The sequence below is a fragment of the Aquimarina spinulae genome (assembly GCF_943373825.1).
Classification (GTDB): domain Bacteria; phylum Bacteroidota; class Bacteroidia; order Flavobacteriales; family Flavobacteriaceae; genus Aquimarina; species Aquimarina spinulae.
Window position 1 is genome coordinate 3,858,817 of record NZ_CALSBP010000002.1, and the last position, 16,202, is coordinate 3,875,018.

Consider the following 16,202-nt stretch of genomic DNA (forward strand, 5'->3'; position numbering starts at 1 on the left):
TATTTATAATTTATATTATTCAGTCGTAACTGGGGTTAATTAGTAGGGGAGAGTTTAAAGTTAGCCAAATTTTGGCAATGTTCTTATATACAATGTTGGCAATAGTTTTTTAGATTCTAATTTTAGTTCAAGTAGTGATGAACTATAAATCGAGAATATCTTGTTTATTGTTTTGAGTTGATAAACTTGATAGCCATAATAATGTTCTTATCCTTTGCTAGATTTTCAAAATTGTGTTGTTTTACAACTTCTATATCAGGAATAATAGTTTTAGTAAATTTAGCAGATCTATCCGTTCCATAACTTTCAGTAATTGCAGCCTTTGTATCATATGGTAATTCGTATAAGTCATTGGCAGTCGTACTCCCATAACTCTCTTCTCCAATCACAATAGTATTTTTACGACCTCTAAAACCCAAAACTACAAATTCTCCTGCACTGTTCGTCATAATTCCTGATATTAGAGCAACAGGGACTTGTGGTTTTGGTTTTTGGTTTGGTTTTATAGCTGTATTTATTTTATGATTTTTATATAAAGTACCATTATAAATACTGGTAAGAATTTTTACATTTTTGTCAACATCTAGAGATAGGTGAGTGGTACCATTTCCTAATAAATGATACAATCCAGCAAGCATTACATTAGAATTACCACCAATATTTAAACGAAGATCAATTATCCAGCCTTTAATGTTGTGTGATTGATCTATTTTTGTAATGGCATCATAAATTTCTTGCGCCGCTTTATCCAACTCTTCTCTCGTGGCATCTTTTAACAGCATTCCTGGTATAAATACATAACCATATTCCTTCTCAATAACTTTTGCTTCAAAGGATTTTCCATTTTCATAGGCATCTGCAAGACTTTGATTAAATTGTTCTTGAGATAATTGTTTGCCAAGTGTACTTTTATACCAATCTTTTTCTGAAAAAAGAAGTAAATGATTTCCTCTAATGGTATCAAATAGTTTTACTGTGATTTTTAAAGACTCTTCAAAGGATTTACTTTTTAAAGCCTTCTTTTTTATATAAGGTTTCAGACCTAACCAATCTATATCTTTAGTATGCAAATAGTTTTCTTCTAGTTCTTCAAATAGTTTGTTATAAAATGTATTAATACTGTCTTTAACTGTTACATATTTGTCTTGACTGTGAGTGTTTAATGAAAAAAGTAAAAAACATATAGTAGTACCTACAAAAATTGATTTCATAATATTATTTTTTTAATTGATGAAAACAAAACTAAAGGCTACCATAATATTTTTTAAGAAAAATAGCGGAAAGAATGTCCATAAAAAAAATACTGGACGTATTAGTTTTTATAACTCGCTTTATATTGGGAAGGAGTTAAACCCGTAACTTTTTTAAAAACAGCGTTAAATGAAGATTTAGAACTAAAACCAGCATTTTCGGCAATGGCTAATAAAGTGTATTTTTTTTGATCTTCGTTTTTTAAAAGCGTTTTTACTTTTTCAATTCTTGACTGATTGATATACTCAGAGAACGACATTTCAAATGATTCGTAAATGAATAAGGATAATTCTTTTTCATTTGTTTCAATTAAATAGGCCAAGTCTGACAGCTTTAAATTTTTATTTTTAAAAACCTCTTCTACTTTCATATAATATTCAAGTTTTTGGGCTAATACGCTAGGTGTTTTACCTTCAATTGAATCTTGGTTTTTAAGCCTAAACGTATTGAATAAATAGTTTGATTTTGTAAGCGACTCAAACCCCACCCAATAGATATAAATTGAATTTAAAATTAAAATAATTGAATAGACTATCCCATTATATAGATCACCTACAATATGCACAATTACTGCTAATACTAAGTTTATAATTATGACAACTATAAATACATAAGAAAATTTTAAGAGCCACTCCCAATTTTTTTGAGAAATCTTAGTTCCTCTTATTTGGGTTTTATATCGCGTTAAAAATTTTATCGTCAGGCTTAATAAAAGAAGGTTAAAAATTAAATAGACGTATTCGTTATATGTAAAGAAACCAGTTTTATATACATTCCAAAAGATATCTTTATCTAAACCTGTATGAAGTTTTATATACCAATAAGTTCGTAAAATACCATAAAAAAAAGCTGGTAAAAATAGAAGGTAATCGTATTTTGAAATGACTTTTTCTTCTTTGGATATTTGACTTTTTATGAAAAAATAAAAACCAACCGCAATAAGATACTTATATGGAAAAGGGAAAGAGGTTAAAGGTATAATTCCCAGGGTTGAAATCTTCATATACATTAGCGCATATATGAGATTAAAAAAGGATAATGAGAATAAAAAAAGAACAAAATTATTGAATGCTGCTTTATTATCTTTTTTTTTGAAATATAAATACAAACAAAGTAAAAAACCTTGTATGGCTCCGAAAAGAACAATTATAGCAATTGTATTTAGCATTCAATATTTTTCTTAAGACTCTTAACCATTTGTAATGTTACAAACTTATGATTTTTAAATTATTGGTAACGGTCTTGTGTATGAGTAGTAAGGGAATAAATATGCAATAATTTTTCGGTTTAGCACTTAGCCGAATTTGCAATTTTACTGTTTCCTTTTTATCATTTAACCGTCAAATTGCAAATTTGTCGGACTTCATTAATATGCACCAACTTTGAGTTTGGTACTTAACCCTTATTACTTATACACATTGTTGTAAAGCGTTATTCTTTTGTTTTTCTGACTCTATTTTTATATGATTAAGCACTCTTTTGTGTATTCTATGAATAATAAAGTCAGACCATGTTTTCCAATATATCTCTGGTGTAATATCGACTTTATACCAAGTTGTTCCTTCGATTTCTGTTTTGTTCTCACTAACTTTGGTTAGTTTAAATTGTCCCTTGTATGATTTAAAATAACCATCTAAATGTTGAGGGTGAATATCCCAAAATGGATTAAATTCATTCATTGGTATTGGTTGTTCTTTTACGTCAAATTGCAATAAGTTCGGTTCGTTCCAAGTTGTAATTGGTTCAACAAAACTACCTGTTGTAAAATTACAATACCTTACCGCTCCAACTCCGGTTCCTTTTATTGTGGCATCAGTTGGGTATGAAATACCAGTTTTAAATATCCAATCTATAGGTTCGTCAATCTTATTAAAAGTAACTACATTTTTCCAAGCTGTTTCAATTGAAGTATTTACAATGATTTTTGTCCTAACTGGAATTAAATTTTCTGGTTTGTTTACGTAATCAAAACTCATAGAACTAATGCAAATTATGAAAATTCCAATCGTCGTATTAGTGGGATTTATCCATTTTCCTGTATTGGATTTAAAACCCAAATATGAGCCAAACCAAACTAAAAGCCCTAGTATTGGAGAAGCCATAAATATGCAAATCAGTCCTTCAATAGCAAATATTAATAATCCGATAATTGCTACTCCTAAAGTTAATAAACTTAAACTGTAACTTTCATTTCTGCTGATATCTTTAAATCTACCAACAATGTAAGGCGGTAAAAAACCAATTAGAAATGGTATTACCAAGAATATAGTCCAACCATAATCTTTAAAAATTTCAATCGAAACAAATCCTATAATTGCAGAAAGAATTAAAGTGAAAGTAATTGAAATTAACTTAATGTTCTTTTTCATTCGGTTTTTTTTCTAATGCTTTACAACGGTCTTGTGTATGAAATGTAGCATGCAAAAAGACACTAACTTTTCGGTTTAACACAGAACCGAATTTTTATATTTTGTTTTAATTTTTTAATTCTTAAAGCCAAATTTTTAATTTGGCGGTTTTCATAAATAAATACAAACCTTTGGGTTTAGCACTTATTAGTTATGTTTTATACACCGTGTTGGCAGGTCGTTATTTATTTTCTACAAGCGCACTTATGGTGTTCATTGAGATAAGCAATTGTTTCCATACTAAGTTTTTCTACAACTGGAATATTTATGTCAGCTAATTTCTTAAAATAAATACAGGCTTTGCCCATTTTGAATTTCCCTAAATCTGTTAAAAGCGCATCACTTTTATCTGTCTTCGAATAGACATAGAGTGAAAACTGAGCTTTTCGTGGTGAGAAACCCAGCAAAGGAGCGTCGCCTTCATGTCCACTTGCGTATTTATAGTGATAGCTTCCAAAACCTATTATAGTTGGTCCCCACATTTTAGGTTCAAAACCTGACCATTCACTCATTAACTCTAATAGCATATAACTGTCAGCTTTCTTTTGATCATTATCTACAAATGATTCAATAAAATCAAAAACATCTACTTCTGTTTCGGTAGTTTTATTTTTGGCCATTTCTGTAATTATTTAAGTTGTTTTCTAATGCCTGCCAACGTTCAGTATAAGAAACGTAGGGCAGGTAATAAACTATACGTTTCGGTTTGATACTAAGCCAAATATAAATATTTAGTTTTTATCTTTTTTCTCATAAACGCAAATTTTATATTTGGCGATTTAGCAAATAAATACCGACTTTTCGGTTAAACCTAAAGCACTATGTTTTCTTATACATTGTTGGCTGTAGTATTTTTTCCGTCCTTTAATGTATTATTATCAGTTCCGATTCTTTCCTGCACCAATTATTTACATTTCCATTATCGTCAATTAATAAATAATATGTGATGCTTTCTCTTTTATAGTTTTCCGATATAATTACGTAAAAATTCTTAAAATCATCTTTTTTATGGTATGGTTGAGAAATTCTTAAATTCAGTCCGCTATTACTTTTAGATTTTTTAATCCGAAACTGCTTTTTATCCAAGTTTTGATAATTCATTACGTGAGTTGGGGAATCAAAATCTATTTGTTCTAGAGCATAAATTCCGAAAATTTCCAATTCTTTTTCTTCTGTTAATAATTCTCCAGTCAGACATTCGTTAACTTGAAATTTATAAGATGAGAAGTGAAAGTCAGTCGTGTATTTAGGAATTTTTATTCTTTTTTCTACAGGGAACTTTGTCAATAAACTGTCCTTGTAAAAATCAAAACCGATTTGTTCAAAAAAAGGAATTTCAACTTGTCCAAATCCAAAGTTGAAACTCAATATTAATATTGTAATCGCGATTTTTTTCATATTACTGCCAACGATAGAATATAACACATATGTCCTATATATTCTATGTACTATATCCCCACTTTGAAGATATTGATATTTTTTCAACTATAGTTGTTCATTTCAGGAATTATTACTTCGATGTAATTTATAACAAACCTGACTCTTTTTCTTATATCACCAATTGTATATAGTAACTATTTTCTGAACTTCTTTTCAGAAAGAAGTTTTTAGTGAGTCTCTCTAAAGAATTTAATCATTTTTCTGATCCTCTTCAAGAATTAGTGCAGGTATGTTTAATGATTTGTACATGCTGTTATATGCATTCATTTCAGTGTTTATAATAGCATCTCGTTCATTTTTATACACTTGCCAATCGTTCATTACATCCTTTAAGCGTTCTTTAGCGCCTTGAGTAACTTTTGGGTCTGCCTGATCTATATAGCCTAAAAGTTGAATAAGTTGTGCATTGAGTTTATTATTAAAATTTATAACATCCTGAAACGTTTTTTGCTTTGCTTGTATTAAGTTTTCTTCCCAGCTGTTAATGCGCTTTATTAAAGCTTCTCCTTTTTCTATAAGTGTTTTGGCCTTGTCATTATTTTCTAAAAGTTTGGCATATGTGTTTAGTTGTGTTTTAGCCGAGCGCATTTGATTAACAGATTGATGCATTTCTCTAATGGTGTTTTCAATAGTGACAAGCATTTCTTGTTGTTTTACAAAATCTTGAGGTGTAGCATTTATTGCCGGATTTTGAAGAATGGTAGCTTGTGTCTCTACACTGTTCCCATCCAGAGTTAATCTTAAAGTGTAGTTTCCTGGTGCCACACTAGACCCAGAAAGTCCTCCAAAAATAAACACTTTGTTTATAGAAGGTAATGCCTCTCTATCAAAGTCCCATGTAAATCTATTGTATCCTTTCTTTGATGGTAAAACCCGAGGTTTTGCTGGCCCTCCTGGCCATGACTTAAAGTCTTTTGACTTTTTATTGGTATAGGTTCTTATCACTTTTGTGCCTTGTAAAATGGCCAACTCCAAATCTAGCGTATCGGTATCCTTATCTAAATAATAATCAAATGTCACTCCGCTTTTAGGGTTTCGCCCCTGACCAATAGCTTTAGACGTTCCACCAAAAATACGATAGGTAGATTTTGGCTTAAATACTTGAAGTGGCTTATGGGATGGTGTCATATTTTGAAATACACTCAGGTCGTCTAAAATCCAGAATCCACGACCAGATGTTGCGGCTACCAAATCATTGTCTTGTATTATTAAATCATTGATGGCAACTATTGGTAAATTCAATGTTAAACGTTGCCAATATACACCATCGTCATTAGAGATATATAGTCCTGTTTCTGTACCTGCATATAACAATCCTTTTCGCTTTTTATCTGCTCTTACAACTCTTGCAAACCCATTTGAATCATTGAGGCCATTTACAATTTTAGTCCATGATTGTCCATAATCGGTTGTTTTAAAAATATAAGAATTGAGGTCTAAGAATTTGTATCGCATAATAACCACATAAGCAGTTGCTGGATCATGTTCGGAGATATCAATACTGTTTATGATACCATCCGAAATGCCTTCAGGTGTAATATTCTCCCAATTTGCACCTCCATCTTTGGTAATGTGTAATAGTCCATCATCACTACCGGCATAGAGTATACCTTCCTGATGTTGAGATTCTACTAAAGTTGTTAGTGTATTATAATTTTCTCCACCAGCGGCTTCGTTGGTATATGGGCCTCCACCAGGGCCATGTTTTTCTTTTTCATTCTTTGTAAGATCCGGGCTTATCACAGTCCAGCTTATTCCTTCATCAGTGGTTTTAAAAACAACATTCCCTGCATGATAAATTGTTGTTCTATTATGTGGTGAGGTTATAATGGGAGCATTCCAATTGTAGCGATATTTAGAATCTTTAGGGGAAATGCCCAATCCTAATTCCGGGTATTGTTTAATTGATTTTTGTTCTCCAGAGGCTTTTGTCCATTTACTAATATTACCCTGGTATGTACCTCCATAAATAGTTTCTGGATTATCTGGATCAAAGGCAATAAAAGCGCTTTCTCCTCCGGCTACAGAATACCAATCCTTCCAATCTATGCCTCCATCATTGGTACGGCTGGCAATGGCTATTGCCGAGTTATCTTGTTGACCTCCATAAACATTGTAGGGTACTAAATTATCGGTGATAACACGATAGAATTGTGATGTAGATTGATTTTGTTGTGTACTCCAGCTCTTTCCACCATTAAAAGAAATATTAGCACCTCCATCATTAGAATTAATGAGATTAGTATTGTCATGTGGATTAATCCATAAATGATGATTATCTCCATGCGGAACAGGAATATTAGAAAAACTTTTACCTCCATCAATAGATTTCATCACGGGAGCATTCAAAACGTATACCACATTCTCATTTTGTGGATCGGCAAAAATCTCCATATAATACCAGGATCGAGTAATATTTATACGATTGCTGTTGACTTGTTTCCATTTTTTACCTGCATCATCAGAACGATAAACCCCTCCTTTTTTATCTTCTGCTTCGATAACTGCATACACACGTTCCGGATTTGCTCTAGACACAGAAATACCTGATTTGCCAAAGTCTTTTGGTAAGCCTTCTTTCATTTTGTTCCAGGTATCTCCTCCATCGGTAGATTTATACAATCCTGAATGTTCCCCGCCAGATTCTATGATCCAGGGATAACGTCGATGCTGCCACATAGAGGCGTATAAAATTCGTGGATTGGTCATATCCATAGACAAAGATGATGCGCCTGTAGTTGTATTCACAAATAGAATCTGTTCCCAATTTTTACCACCATTGGTAGTTCTATAAATTCCTCTTTCTTTTGTGGGTGCATATTGTGCACCTTGGGCAGTCACATAGATAATATCTGGATTTGTTGGGTGTATTATAACATCAGAAATATGATGTGTATTCTCCAACCCTATATGTTCCCATGTTTTTCCTGAATCCATAGATTTGTATACCCCATCTCCCATAGAAGTCATAACGCCACGAGCGGCATGTTCTCCCATTCCAACAACCACAATATTGGTATCGCTTTCAGACACTGCAATGGCTCCGACAGATCCGGTTTTAAAAAATTCATCTGAGACATTTTTCCACCGAATACCGTCATCAGTAGTTTTATAAACACCACCACCTGTAGCCCCCATATAATAGGTGTGAGGTTGTCCTATTACTCCTGAAGAAGCTACACTTCTACCTCCTCTAAACGGACCAATATTTCGCCATTTTAAACCATGAAATAAAGAGTCGGTAAGTTTTAAAACGGGCTCGTTGGTTTTCTTTTTTCTTTTTTGCGCATGATTGGTTACAGGTAATAAAAGCATACAAATGGCTAAGAGTTTTAGCGTTTTCATATAGTTGTTTTTGATTCGTGATTTATGTGAAAGTTGAAAGAATGTAATCATTGCTTAAAGATTTGTTATAATGACACACAATAACAGGATATAAGATATACATTATATGTATTATCCACTTTGAATATTGTATGTTTTTTGATCTATAATTGATAAAAATAGCATCTTTATTCCTTGCTTTGGTACTATTTATAGAAAATGTGACAAATGTTATCCAGTATGTGATAATTTTTGTTATGTTTTTTTTGATCCCTTAAAACGGTTTATTACAACTTATATAAAAAAGCCTTCAATAGTACTAAAAAAAACCTAATTTTCAATTAAACCCAAAAAGTTCAAATGAGTTCACTTTATTAATTGTCATATCAGAAAAGTAGTAAGATTATTCCGGAAATTTTCACCAATGGAGATTTCAATGTTACCAATTTCAATATCATTTTTTGTGTAGGCCGCGATTTTATCTTTATTGATAATATATGAGCGATGTACTCTTATAAACCGTTCATCTAACTTTTCTTCAAAAGCCTTATTCCAATACCTATTTCTAAAATAATTTTCATTTTTCTTTATTCAACTTGTAGCTAACGGCCTTTTGTATGAGTAGTAGTGGGTTTTTACTCACAAACCTTTCGGTTTAGAACTAACCTTTGTTTTATGTTTACACTTTTTGTTTTATCATTTAAACCACTATTACTTATACACTATGTTGCGGTGTGATATTTATCTTTTTTGTATCTCGTCTATTTTGTTGATCGTTACATTTATTAAATCAATATCCATTTGATTACTCATCTTTATAAGATAGATAAGTATGTCTGCCATTTCTTTACCTATCTCATTTTTATTCTTACTTAGAACTTTCTGACCTCTAAATCTAATTGTGTCATCCCATTGAAAATGCTCCAGTAATTCAGCACTCTCAAGCATTATAGATTTTGCTAAATCTCCTGGTTGTCCATCTGACCAACCTTTATTTTCATCCATTTGGATGATTTTACCTTTTAAATCTTCAAATGTCATTTATTTAATCTTAATTTTCGTAGTGGTAGGAATGCACCATAACAAAGCTATAACAGCAATTGTTATTATATCCCTTGTAATTGATATGAATATGTACAAATCTAAGTGATTTTTGATCAATTCAGAATAACTAACTATAGACTCTTGCCTTAAGACCTGGGAAAGAGGTTTACATAGGGCGTGTTGTTACCAAAAACTATTACTTTACTAACTCTTGTCATGTTAAAAAAGAAGCAAGATTGTTCCTGAAATTTTCACCAATTGGGATTTCGATGTTACCAATTTCAATATCATTTTTTGTGTAGGCTGCAATTTTATCTTTATTAATGATATATGAGCGATGTACTCTTATAAATCGTTCGTCTAACTTTTCTTCAAAAGCCGATATACTAGACTTGGTTATGTGATTTTCTTTCTCTAAATGTATTTTGACATAATCTTTTAAACTTTCTATATATAAAATAGCATCTAAGTACACTTTTACCTGTTTTCTGTCTTTTCTTATATAGATAAAAGCATCTTTGTTTTCTGGGGTAGGGGTTGGATCAGAAATGCTTACCCTTTGTAAGGTTCTAAATTTCTCTATAGCATTAAAGAAACGCTGAAAAGTTATAGGCTTTAGAATATAATCAACCGCATTTAATTCAAACCCTTCAACAGCATAATCTCTATAGGCTGTGGTAAAAATAACTTTGGGTTTGTGTACCAGGTTTTTAAAAAAATCAGTGCCCTTTAAAACAGGCATCTCGATATCTAAAAACAATAAATCTATGGTTTCCTTTTGGAGTATCATACTAGCCTCAATGGCACTACCACAAGAAGCGATCAATTCGAAATCATCTAATTGAGACAAATGTGTTTTTATAAGCCCTCTAGCCAACTTTTCATCATCAATTATTAAACATTTGTATGTCATTTTACAGGCAATTTTAAACGTACATTAAAGCAATTGTTTTCTTTGTTAATATCTAATGAATAATCATCAAAATATAATAATTCCAGCTGTTTTTTTACATTCGTTAATCCAATGGTTTCTTTATTCGCAGAAACCACATTTTTTGCTATAGAGTTTGTAATGTCAAACTGAATAAACTTTCCTTCTATGGATATCGTTATGCGTATGTACGCTTTTTTTAGTTCTTGAGAAACCCCATGTTTAAAAGTGTTTTCTATAAAGGTTAACAAAATTAATGGCGCAATGCTAACATCGGTTTCTATATTATTATTAAAACTAATATCTACACGGTCGTCATATCTTACTTTTTCTAAATCGAGATAGTTTTCTATGAGTTCAATTTCCTTTTTCAACGATACATATTGGTCATTGCAACCATACAGTATATAATCTAAGATCTCCGAAAGTTTTGCAATTACCTCAGGAGCTTTGTCAGATTTATCTATAGATAAAGCATACAAATTGTTTAGGGTGTTAAACAAGAAGTGTGGATTTAACTGATGTTTTAATACCGATAATTCTGTAGCTATTTTTTGCTCTTTGAGCTGTAGATAATCCTGCTTTTCTTTATAAAAATTTGCGACGACTAATAATATTGTTGGTGTTAAAATTATTGTAGACTTACCAAAAAAGATACGAGGATTCAATAATTTCTCCCAAAATATTGTATTAGAATCATAGATAGCATTATCACCTGACTTGAAATATTTTGGGATATGATAATATTCGTGAAACCCTACAAAAATGATAAATACACCAGCTAATAACAACAATAAACTCATCGCAAACCGAATATTCTTTTTTGGTATTAAGAAACGTGGTATTAAAAAATACAGGCATGTGTAAGCCACAATAACCTGACACACAATATAAATAGCAAAATGCTCTATAACTTCTTTATAGCCACTGTAATAAGTCATGTTTACAGTGCCAACAAAATAGACGTAAATACCAAGCCAAAACAAAAAATGTTTGACTATCGGAATATTAAAAAATGTTGGTGTTTTTTTAAAACTACTCATATACGCACTAAAGTACAATTTTAATGAGGATGAGAATTAAAAGTAGCTTAAAACTGGTTTTTTGTAGCTAAAAGTAGAAATATAATAGACTAAACTTTGTTTCTTTCAAATACAACTTTCCAGACGTGAAAATTACCTCTTAGTCTATTTTTTTAAATACGAATACATACTTCGGATAGCTTTACTTCCCAAATGTGTTTTGAAATATAAACACCATGTTAAACTTTTTAATTTAAGTAAATGAAGAGAATTGTAATTCTTTTAGTATCAGTTTTTGTGATATTTGATGTTCAGGCTCAGTCTGAGTTAGGGAAGGGGAAAATAGTTTTTAACAACAGCAATATTCAATTAGATGGAGAGCTAAACGAATCTGTATGGAATACTCTGGTTCCTGAAGGAGGATTCCTTAATTACATACCAAACAATGGAGATTTGGCGTCTAATAAAACTGAAGTAAAAATGTTTCATAACGGAAAAAAATTATACATAAGTGCTGTGTATCATGATACAATTCCCGATGTTCAAATAGGATCTTTAAAACGAGATGATATCGGAACTTCTGGAGCAGAAAGTGATTCATTTGCTATCATTATAGATACCTATAACCAACAACAATCTGGTTATTTCTTTATTGTTAATATGGGTGGTGCATTAATAGATGCATTAGTTGCCAGGCGTAGAGACGGTTTTGGAATAAGTACGAGTTGGAATACGGTGTGGAATGCCAGAACTTCTGCAAAAGGGAATTTAAAAATATACGAAGTAGAAATTCCGTTAAAGGCACTGGGCTATAAGGAAGATACTCCAGAATGGGGAGTTATGTTTCATACAAGAAATATTAAATTAAATGAGTGGACAACCAGTACACCAATAAATCGTAATTATAGCCAATTTGATTTACGATTTGCTAAAACCTTTGAGGTAGAAAATCTGTCAGAAAATAAATCGTCTCGATTTGCTGTAACGCCATCGGTTACTATGAATCATTCAGAAGATGTTGCTAATGATACCAAAAATACCAAGGTAAAACCAAGTGTAGATGTACAATTTAATGTAAGTTCTTCTTTAAAATTAGATGCCACTATAAACCCCGATTTCTCACAGATAGATGTAGATAGACAAGTAACTAATTTAAGTCGGTTTTCGGTGTTTTTTCCCGAACGACGTAATTTCTTTTTAGAGAATAGCGACCTTTTTACGGGTTTGGGAGTAAGTGGAGTAAATCCTTTTTATTCTAGACGAATAGGGGTAGATAGTGAAATATCCTTCGGATTAAAATTATCTGGAAACATCGCTAAAAAAACACGATTAGGGATACTTAATGTGGCAACAAAAGCCAAAGATGATAATCCTGCCCAGAATTATGGAGCCTTGGTGGTACAACAACAATTATCCAAATCTTTTACAACAACAGGGTTTATTATCAATAGACAGGAAACAGATGATTTTTCTTTTAGAGATAATTATAATAGAGTAGCTGGAATCAACTTAAATTATCAATCAAAAAATAATAAATGGACGGGGCTTGCAAATTTTGCTGGTAGTAATACCAATGATACTTCGGGAGATACCAATTTTTATAATTTGGGAGTTTGGTACAATACCATAAATGTATCTGGTTATGCAGGGATTAGAAAAGTAGAAAAAAACTATATTACAGATGTTGGTTTTGTGCCACGTTTATATAATTATGATGCGATTTTAGAAAGCACCACACGAGAAGGGTACACGCAAGCTAGTAGCCGTATTACTTTGACTAAATTCTATAAAGATTCTAAAACCATCGATAATCACCGCTATTTAAATATGTATAATCAAACCTATTGGGATGATCAGGGCGATGTTACACAAGCGACCATAGGAATAAATAATGATTTAGTATTTAAAAACCAGTCATTGTTATATGGCGGATTGCGATATGAATATGTAAACTTGAAATATGCGTTTGACCCATTGAATAATGGAAATGCTATTATAGCAGGTAAGTATAGGTATCTAGATGCTGGTTTGGGATATGCTTCTGCCGACAATAAAAAGCTTCAATACGGAGGTAATGTTAGTTACGGTAGTTATTATAGTGGGTATAAAAACCAAGTTAGTGTTAATGCCCAATATAGATTAATGCCTTTAGCGCGTTTACAAGTAAGATATGAACGAAATGGTATAGATTTAAAAGCATTAGGAACAGAGACATTTCATTTAGCACGCTTTACAGGTGAAATTTTCTTTTCTAATCGATTAAACTGGACTACCTATATACAGTACAACACTCAGTTTGATAATTTTAATATCAATAGCCGTTTGCAATGGGAGTACAAACCCTTGTCTTATATCTACTTGGTAATTTCAGATAATTATAATCAGGATATTATACGTAAAAATTGGGGCATTGCTTTTAAAATGAATTACAGATTTGATTTTTAAACATTCTTTGTTCTCCAGGTGTATTGAAAAAGGAGTACTTTTAATCAGGATATTATATAGAAGTACAGGCTTTAAATGTATGGTTAGGGTGTAGTGTATGAAACGTAACGTTTAAAAATACACTAGCTTTTCGGATGAACGCAGAGTTAAATTTTAAAAGCCCGTGCTGAACTTGTCGAAGTGTGGGTTTGAAAATTTGAAGGTCTTCTAAATATACAACTACTTTTGAGCTAGGTGCTTATTAGCTATGCTTTACATAGGCACGCTGTTAGTGGTCGTTTTTTATTCAGATCTAAACGTAAATGGCAAAGTATAGAATACTTTTTGTACTCACCATTTTTGAAATCACTTCAATACCTTATAATTCCTTATCAAAATACCTCTTTTACTTCTCTTAAGAATTCGATACGTTGATATTCAATAGTTTAATCTTAAAATGTTGTAATGATGCTCGGTATGATAAGCTGTCCAAATTACGATTTCTCTGATAGTCATTCTTCCCATAAGAGGGTGAGGAAGTAGGTATGTATCTAAATCATGCTCAGTCCAATTTTGAAATTTCTTAATCAGTTTTGTTTTTTCCTTTTCCAATTTAGAGATATAAGAAATTTTATTGGTGAGTGTAATTATTGGCATATTTCTGGAAATATTAGCCACTATACCTGGATTATCAGCCAGTTTGTCTTGATATTTTTTGACGATTTGATGATATGTACGATTGTCTCTATTGTTAGTCCCAAATTTATATTTCAAGTAAAACTTCGGTAGCCATAATGCCTTGTTTAAGGCATTTTCACTTTGAACCAAATGAACGATGTGTTCGCCAGTATTCCACTTGTCTTGAGGACCTTTTATCCAATTTTGATCTGGATGATTTCTGAGCCATTCATATAGTATTTGGTGTTTCTGCTTTAGAGTATCGATTACTTCTGCTTTTATCATAGTTTGAAATTTGGGTGTAATTTATTGGTCATTAAACCTAATAAAAGAATATAGATTTATAGTTACTTCTACTTTTCTATACGTAAAAATCGATCAGTATGAATACCTACTTGTTTCTTAATTGAAAAATAATATCCATCATTTCAATATCTGGAGCTTCATTAATAGCGTAGGCTGATGGTATACTTTTGGCTAAATCAGATTCTTGGTAACTTTGTAGAGACTGTACAGAATCCCAGACATATACACCTCCATATTCTCCTTCTTTGCTTGTTTTAATATAGTATTTTTGTAAAAGCCCAGGGATAGATTTAAAATTAGTTTCTCTTTCTCTTGCTCTTTTTAATAATTCTTCTTCTGGCAAATCCGATTTCAACTTAATAATTTGCAATATCATATGAATTAAATTTTGATTTTTAAAAATGCAATCTATTCATTTTTGATGATTGAAAATTGTAAAAATCGGTCGTTTTCATTTTTCAGCAATGCTTTTGGCGTAAAACCTGTTATCTTCTTTATTCCTTTTATGAAATGTGGTTGATCAAAATAACCTCGTTGAGGATATAATTGTCCTTTTCTTATCTGACTAAATGTGGCAGCACCTTTTCGAATGCTACAATAACCTTTTAAGGAAAGTCCAAAAGTAGATTGAAAATATCGATTTATTTGCCGTTTTGACCAACAAGCTTTTTGCGAATAATATTCAACTGTCTTATTTCCTTTTGTTTGATTAATCGATTTTAAAAGAGTCGATTTTCTTGGATCAATTAGGTCGTGTTCTTCAATACACGATAAAAAGCATCGGTTTAGGTATTCGAAGAAATGAGAGTCAACATTTTTATTAAATTCATCAAGTCCCAAATAAGATTTTTCTAACTCCTTTATATTATTGAGTAATGAGCTGAGATTTTCTTGAATTATATTTTCGATTGCAAGCAACCTGAACTGTACTCCATATATTGTCGTTTCTGGTGAAATAACTACATTGGTTGTATGATCCCATAAACCAGTTAAAAACACCCCGTCTAGATTGTCATTATGATAGCAAATCAATAAATCGAAAAATCCATCAGGAAATATTGTGTAATATTGAAAATCTTTATTCTTGTTTTCAATCTTCCAGTAGCATCTTACATAATTCCCAAGGTTTTGATGAGCTTGTTGTTGAAAGTAAATCATCTAAAACTCCTATTTAATATTTTGTTGCTTCTTGTTTACATTCATCTATTTATTCGTTTGTCAGTCTATTTTGAGTTGTCAAATACTTTATGAAATGTTCGTTAAGATACATAGTTTACACAAGTTAAAGATTAGGTATTACTAAGTCAAATTTACATATTTTGCTTTTATTTTTTTCTAAATGCTAAATTGAAAATTTGGTGATCTCATAAATAA

At 31.4% G+C, this 16,202-nt stretch carries 14 protein-coding genes; 1 reads left to right on the top strand and 13 read right to left on the bottom strand.

Going from position 1 to position 16,202, the window contains the following annotated elements; translation table 11 throughout:
- Window positions 1–164: 164 nt before the first annotated feature.
- The 10 genes from NNH57_RS21975 to NNH57_RS22020 all read right to left on the bottom strand — a co-directional run bounded on the left by NNH57_RS21975 (window position 165) and on the right by NNH57_RS22020 (window position 11,441).
- A complete protein-coding gene (locus NNH57_RS21975; RefSeq protein WP_108808806.1) occupies window positions 165–1,211 on the bottom strand; it encodes a S41 family peptidase in 1,047 nt (348 codons plus the stop codon).
- 101 nt (window positions 1,212–1,312) lie between these two features.
- Complete coding sequence (locus tag NNH57_RS21980) at window positions 1,313–1,621, bottom strand: helix-turn-helix domain-containing protein (protein WP_159099304.1); 309 nt, start codon at window positions 1,619–1,621, stop codon at window positions 1,313–1,315.
- A gap of 1,039 nt (window positions 1,622–2,660) precedes the next feature.
- On the bottom strand, window positions 2,661–3,620 hold the full coding sequence (locus NNH57_RS21985; RefSeq protein WP_108808807.1) for an SRPBCC family protein: 960 nt from the start codon (window positions 3,618–3,620) through the stop codon (window positions 2,661–2,663).
- Window positions 3,621–3,844: 224 nt separating this feature from the next.
- Window positions 3,845–4,279, bottom strand: a complete 435-nt coding sequence (locus NNH57_RS21990) for a DUF1801 domain-containing protein (RefSeq protein WP_108808808.1) — start codon at window positions 4,277–4,279, stop codon at window positions 3,845–3,847.
- Window positions 4,280–4,523: 244 nt separating this feature from the next.
- Complete coding sequence (locus tag NNH57_RS21995; RefSeq protein ID WP_132065864.1) at window positions 4,524–5,144, bottom strand: hypothetical protein; 621 nt, start codon at window positions 5,142–5,144, stop codon at window positions 4,524–4,526.
- Window positions 5,145–5,288: 144 nt separating this feature from the next.
- A complete protein-coding gene (locus NNH57_RS22000; protein WP_108808809.1) occupies window positions 5,289–8,444 on the bottom strand; it encodes a VPS10 domain-containing protein in 3,156 nt (1,051 codons plus the stop codon).
- Between the two features lie 360 nt (window positions 8,445–8,804).
- On the bottom strand, window positions 8,805–9,014 hold the full coding sequence (locus NNH57_RS26475) for a LytTR family transcriptional regulator DNA-binding domain-containing protein (protein WP_082994785.1): 210 nt from the start codon (window positions 9,012–9,014) through the stop codon (window positions 8,805–8,807).
- A 150-nt stretch (window positions 9,015–9,164) separates the two neighbouring features.
- Window positions 9,165–9,464 carry a MazG-like family protein gene (locus NNH57_RS22010; protein ID WP_074406582.1) on the bottom strand — a complete coding sequence of 100 codons (300 nt, stop codon included), beginning with the start codon at window positions 9,462–9,464 and terminating at the stop codon, window positions 9,165–9,167.
- Between the two features lie 217 nt (window positions 9,465–9,681).
- Window positions 9,682–10,380: a LytR/AlgR family response regulator transcription factor gene (locus tag NNH57_RS22015; protein ID WP_074406581.1), complete on the bottom strand. Its 699-nt coding sequence runs from the start codon at window positions 10,378–10,380 to the stop codon at window positions 9,682–9,684.
- Window positions 10,377–11,441, bottom strand: a complete 1,065-nt coding sequence (locus tag NNH57_RS22020; protein WP_108808810.1) for a sensor histidine kinase — start codon at window positions 11,439–11,441, stop codon at window positions 10,377–10,379. The genes NNH57_RS22015 and NNH57_RS22020 overlap by 4 nt, the downstream gene beginning before the upstream one ends.
- 240 nt (window positions 11,442–11,681) lie before the next feature.
- Here NNH57_RS22020 and NNH57_RS22025 point away from each other — a divergent pair, with 240 nt between their 5' ends.
- The gene (locus tag NNH57_RS22025; RefSeq protein ID WP_108808811.1) at window positions 11,682–13,865 is read left to right on the top strand and encodes a DUF5916 domain-containing protein; all 2,184 of its coding nucleotides are present in this window, start codon (window positions 11,682–11,684) and stop codon (window positions 13,863–13,865) included.
- Window positions 13,866–14,282: 417 nt separating this feature from the next.
- Here the strand turns inward: NNH57_RS22025 and NNH57_RS22030 are convergent, their stop codons facing one another.
- The 3 genes from NNH57_RS22030 to NNH57_RS22040 form a co-directional block, all read right to left on the bottom strand.
- Entirely contained in the window at window positions 14,283–14,807 is a 525-nt protein-coding gene (locus tag NNH57_RS22030; protein WP_074406579.1) for a DinB family protein, read from the bottom strand.
- Window positions 14,808–14,913: 106 nt separating this feature from the next.
- The gene (locus NNH57_RS22035; RefSeq protein WP_108808812.1) at window positions 14,914–15,204 is read right to left on the bottom strand and encodes a YdhR family protein; all 291 of its coding nucleotides are present in this window, start codon (window positions 15,202–15,204) and stop codon (window positions 14,914–14,916) included.
- A gap of 32 nt (window positions 15,205–15,236) precedes the next feature.
- Window positions 15,237–15,986, bottom strand: a complete 750-nt coding sequence (locus NNH57_RS22040; RefSeq protein WP_074406577.1) for a DUF6597 domain-containing transcriptional factor — start codon at window positions 15,984–15,986, stop codon at window positions 15,237–15,239.
- Window positions 15,987–16,202 lie beyond the last annotated feature (216 nt).

Bases quoted from the DNA above. Each gene is read 5' to 3' on its own strand.
- NNH57_RS21975 (WP_108808806.1), bottom strand. From the start codon at position 1,211: ATGAAATCAATTTTTGTAGGTACTACTATATGTTTTTTACTTTTTTCA.
- NNH57_RS21980 (WP_159099304.1), bottom strand. From the start codon at position 1,621: ATGAAAGTAGAAGAGGTTTTTAAAAATAAAAATTTAAAGCTGTCAGAC.
- NNH57_RS21985 (WP_108808807.1), bottom strand. From the start codon at position 3,620: ATGAAAAAGAACATTAAGTTAATTTCAATTACTTTCACTTTAATTCTT.
- NNH57_RS21990 (WP_108808808.1), bottom strand. From the start codon at position 4,279: ATGGCCAAAAATAAAACTACCGAAACAGAAGTAGATGTTTTTGATTTT.
- NNH57_RS22000 (WP_108808809.1), bottom strand. From the start codon at position 8,444: ATGAAAACGCTAAAACTCTTAGCCATTTGTATGCTTTTATTACCTGTA.
- NNH57_RS22010 (WP_074406582.1), bottom strand. From the start codon at position 9,464: ATGACATTTGAAGATTTAAAAGGTAAAATCATCCAAATGGATGAAAAT.
- NNH57_RS22015 (WP_074406581.1), bottom strand. From the start codon at position 10,380: ATGACATACAAATGTTTAATAATTGATGATGAAAAGTTGGCTAGAGGG.
- NNH57_RS22020 (WP_108808810.1), bottom strand. From the start codon at position 11,441: ATGAGTAGTTTTAAAAAAACACCAACATTTTTTAATATTCCGATAGTC.
- NNH57_RS22025 (WP_108808811.1), top strand. From the start codon at position 11,682: ATGAAGAGAATTGTAATTCTTTTAGTATCAGTTTTTGTGATATTTGAT.
- NNH57_RS22030 (WP_074406579.1), bottom strand. From the start codon at position 14,807: ATGATAAAAGCAGAAGTAATCGATACTCTAAAGCAGAAACACCAAATA.
- NNH57_RS22035 (WP_108808812.1), bottom strand. From the start codon at position 15,204: ATGATATTGCAAATTATTAAGTTGAAATCGGATTTGCCAGAAGAAGAA.
- NNH57_RS22040 (WP_074406577.1), bottom strand. From the start codon at position 15,986: ATGATTTACTTTCAACAACAAGCTCATCAAAACCTTGGGAATTATGTA.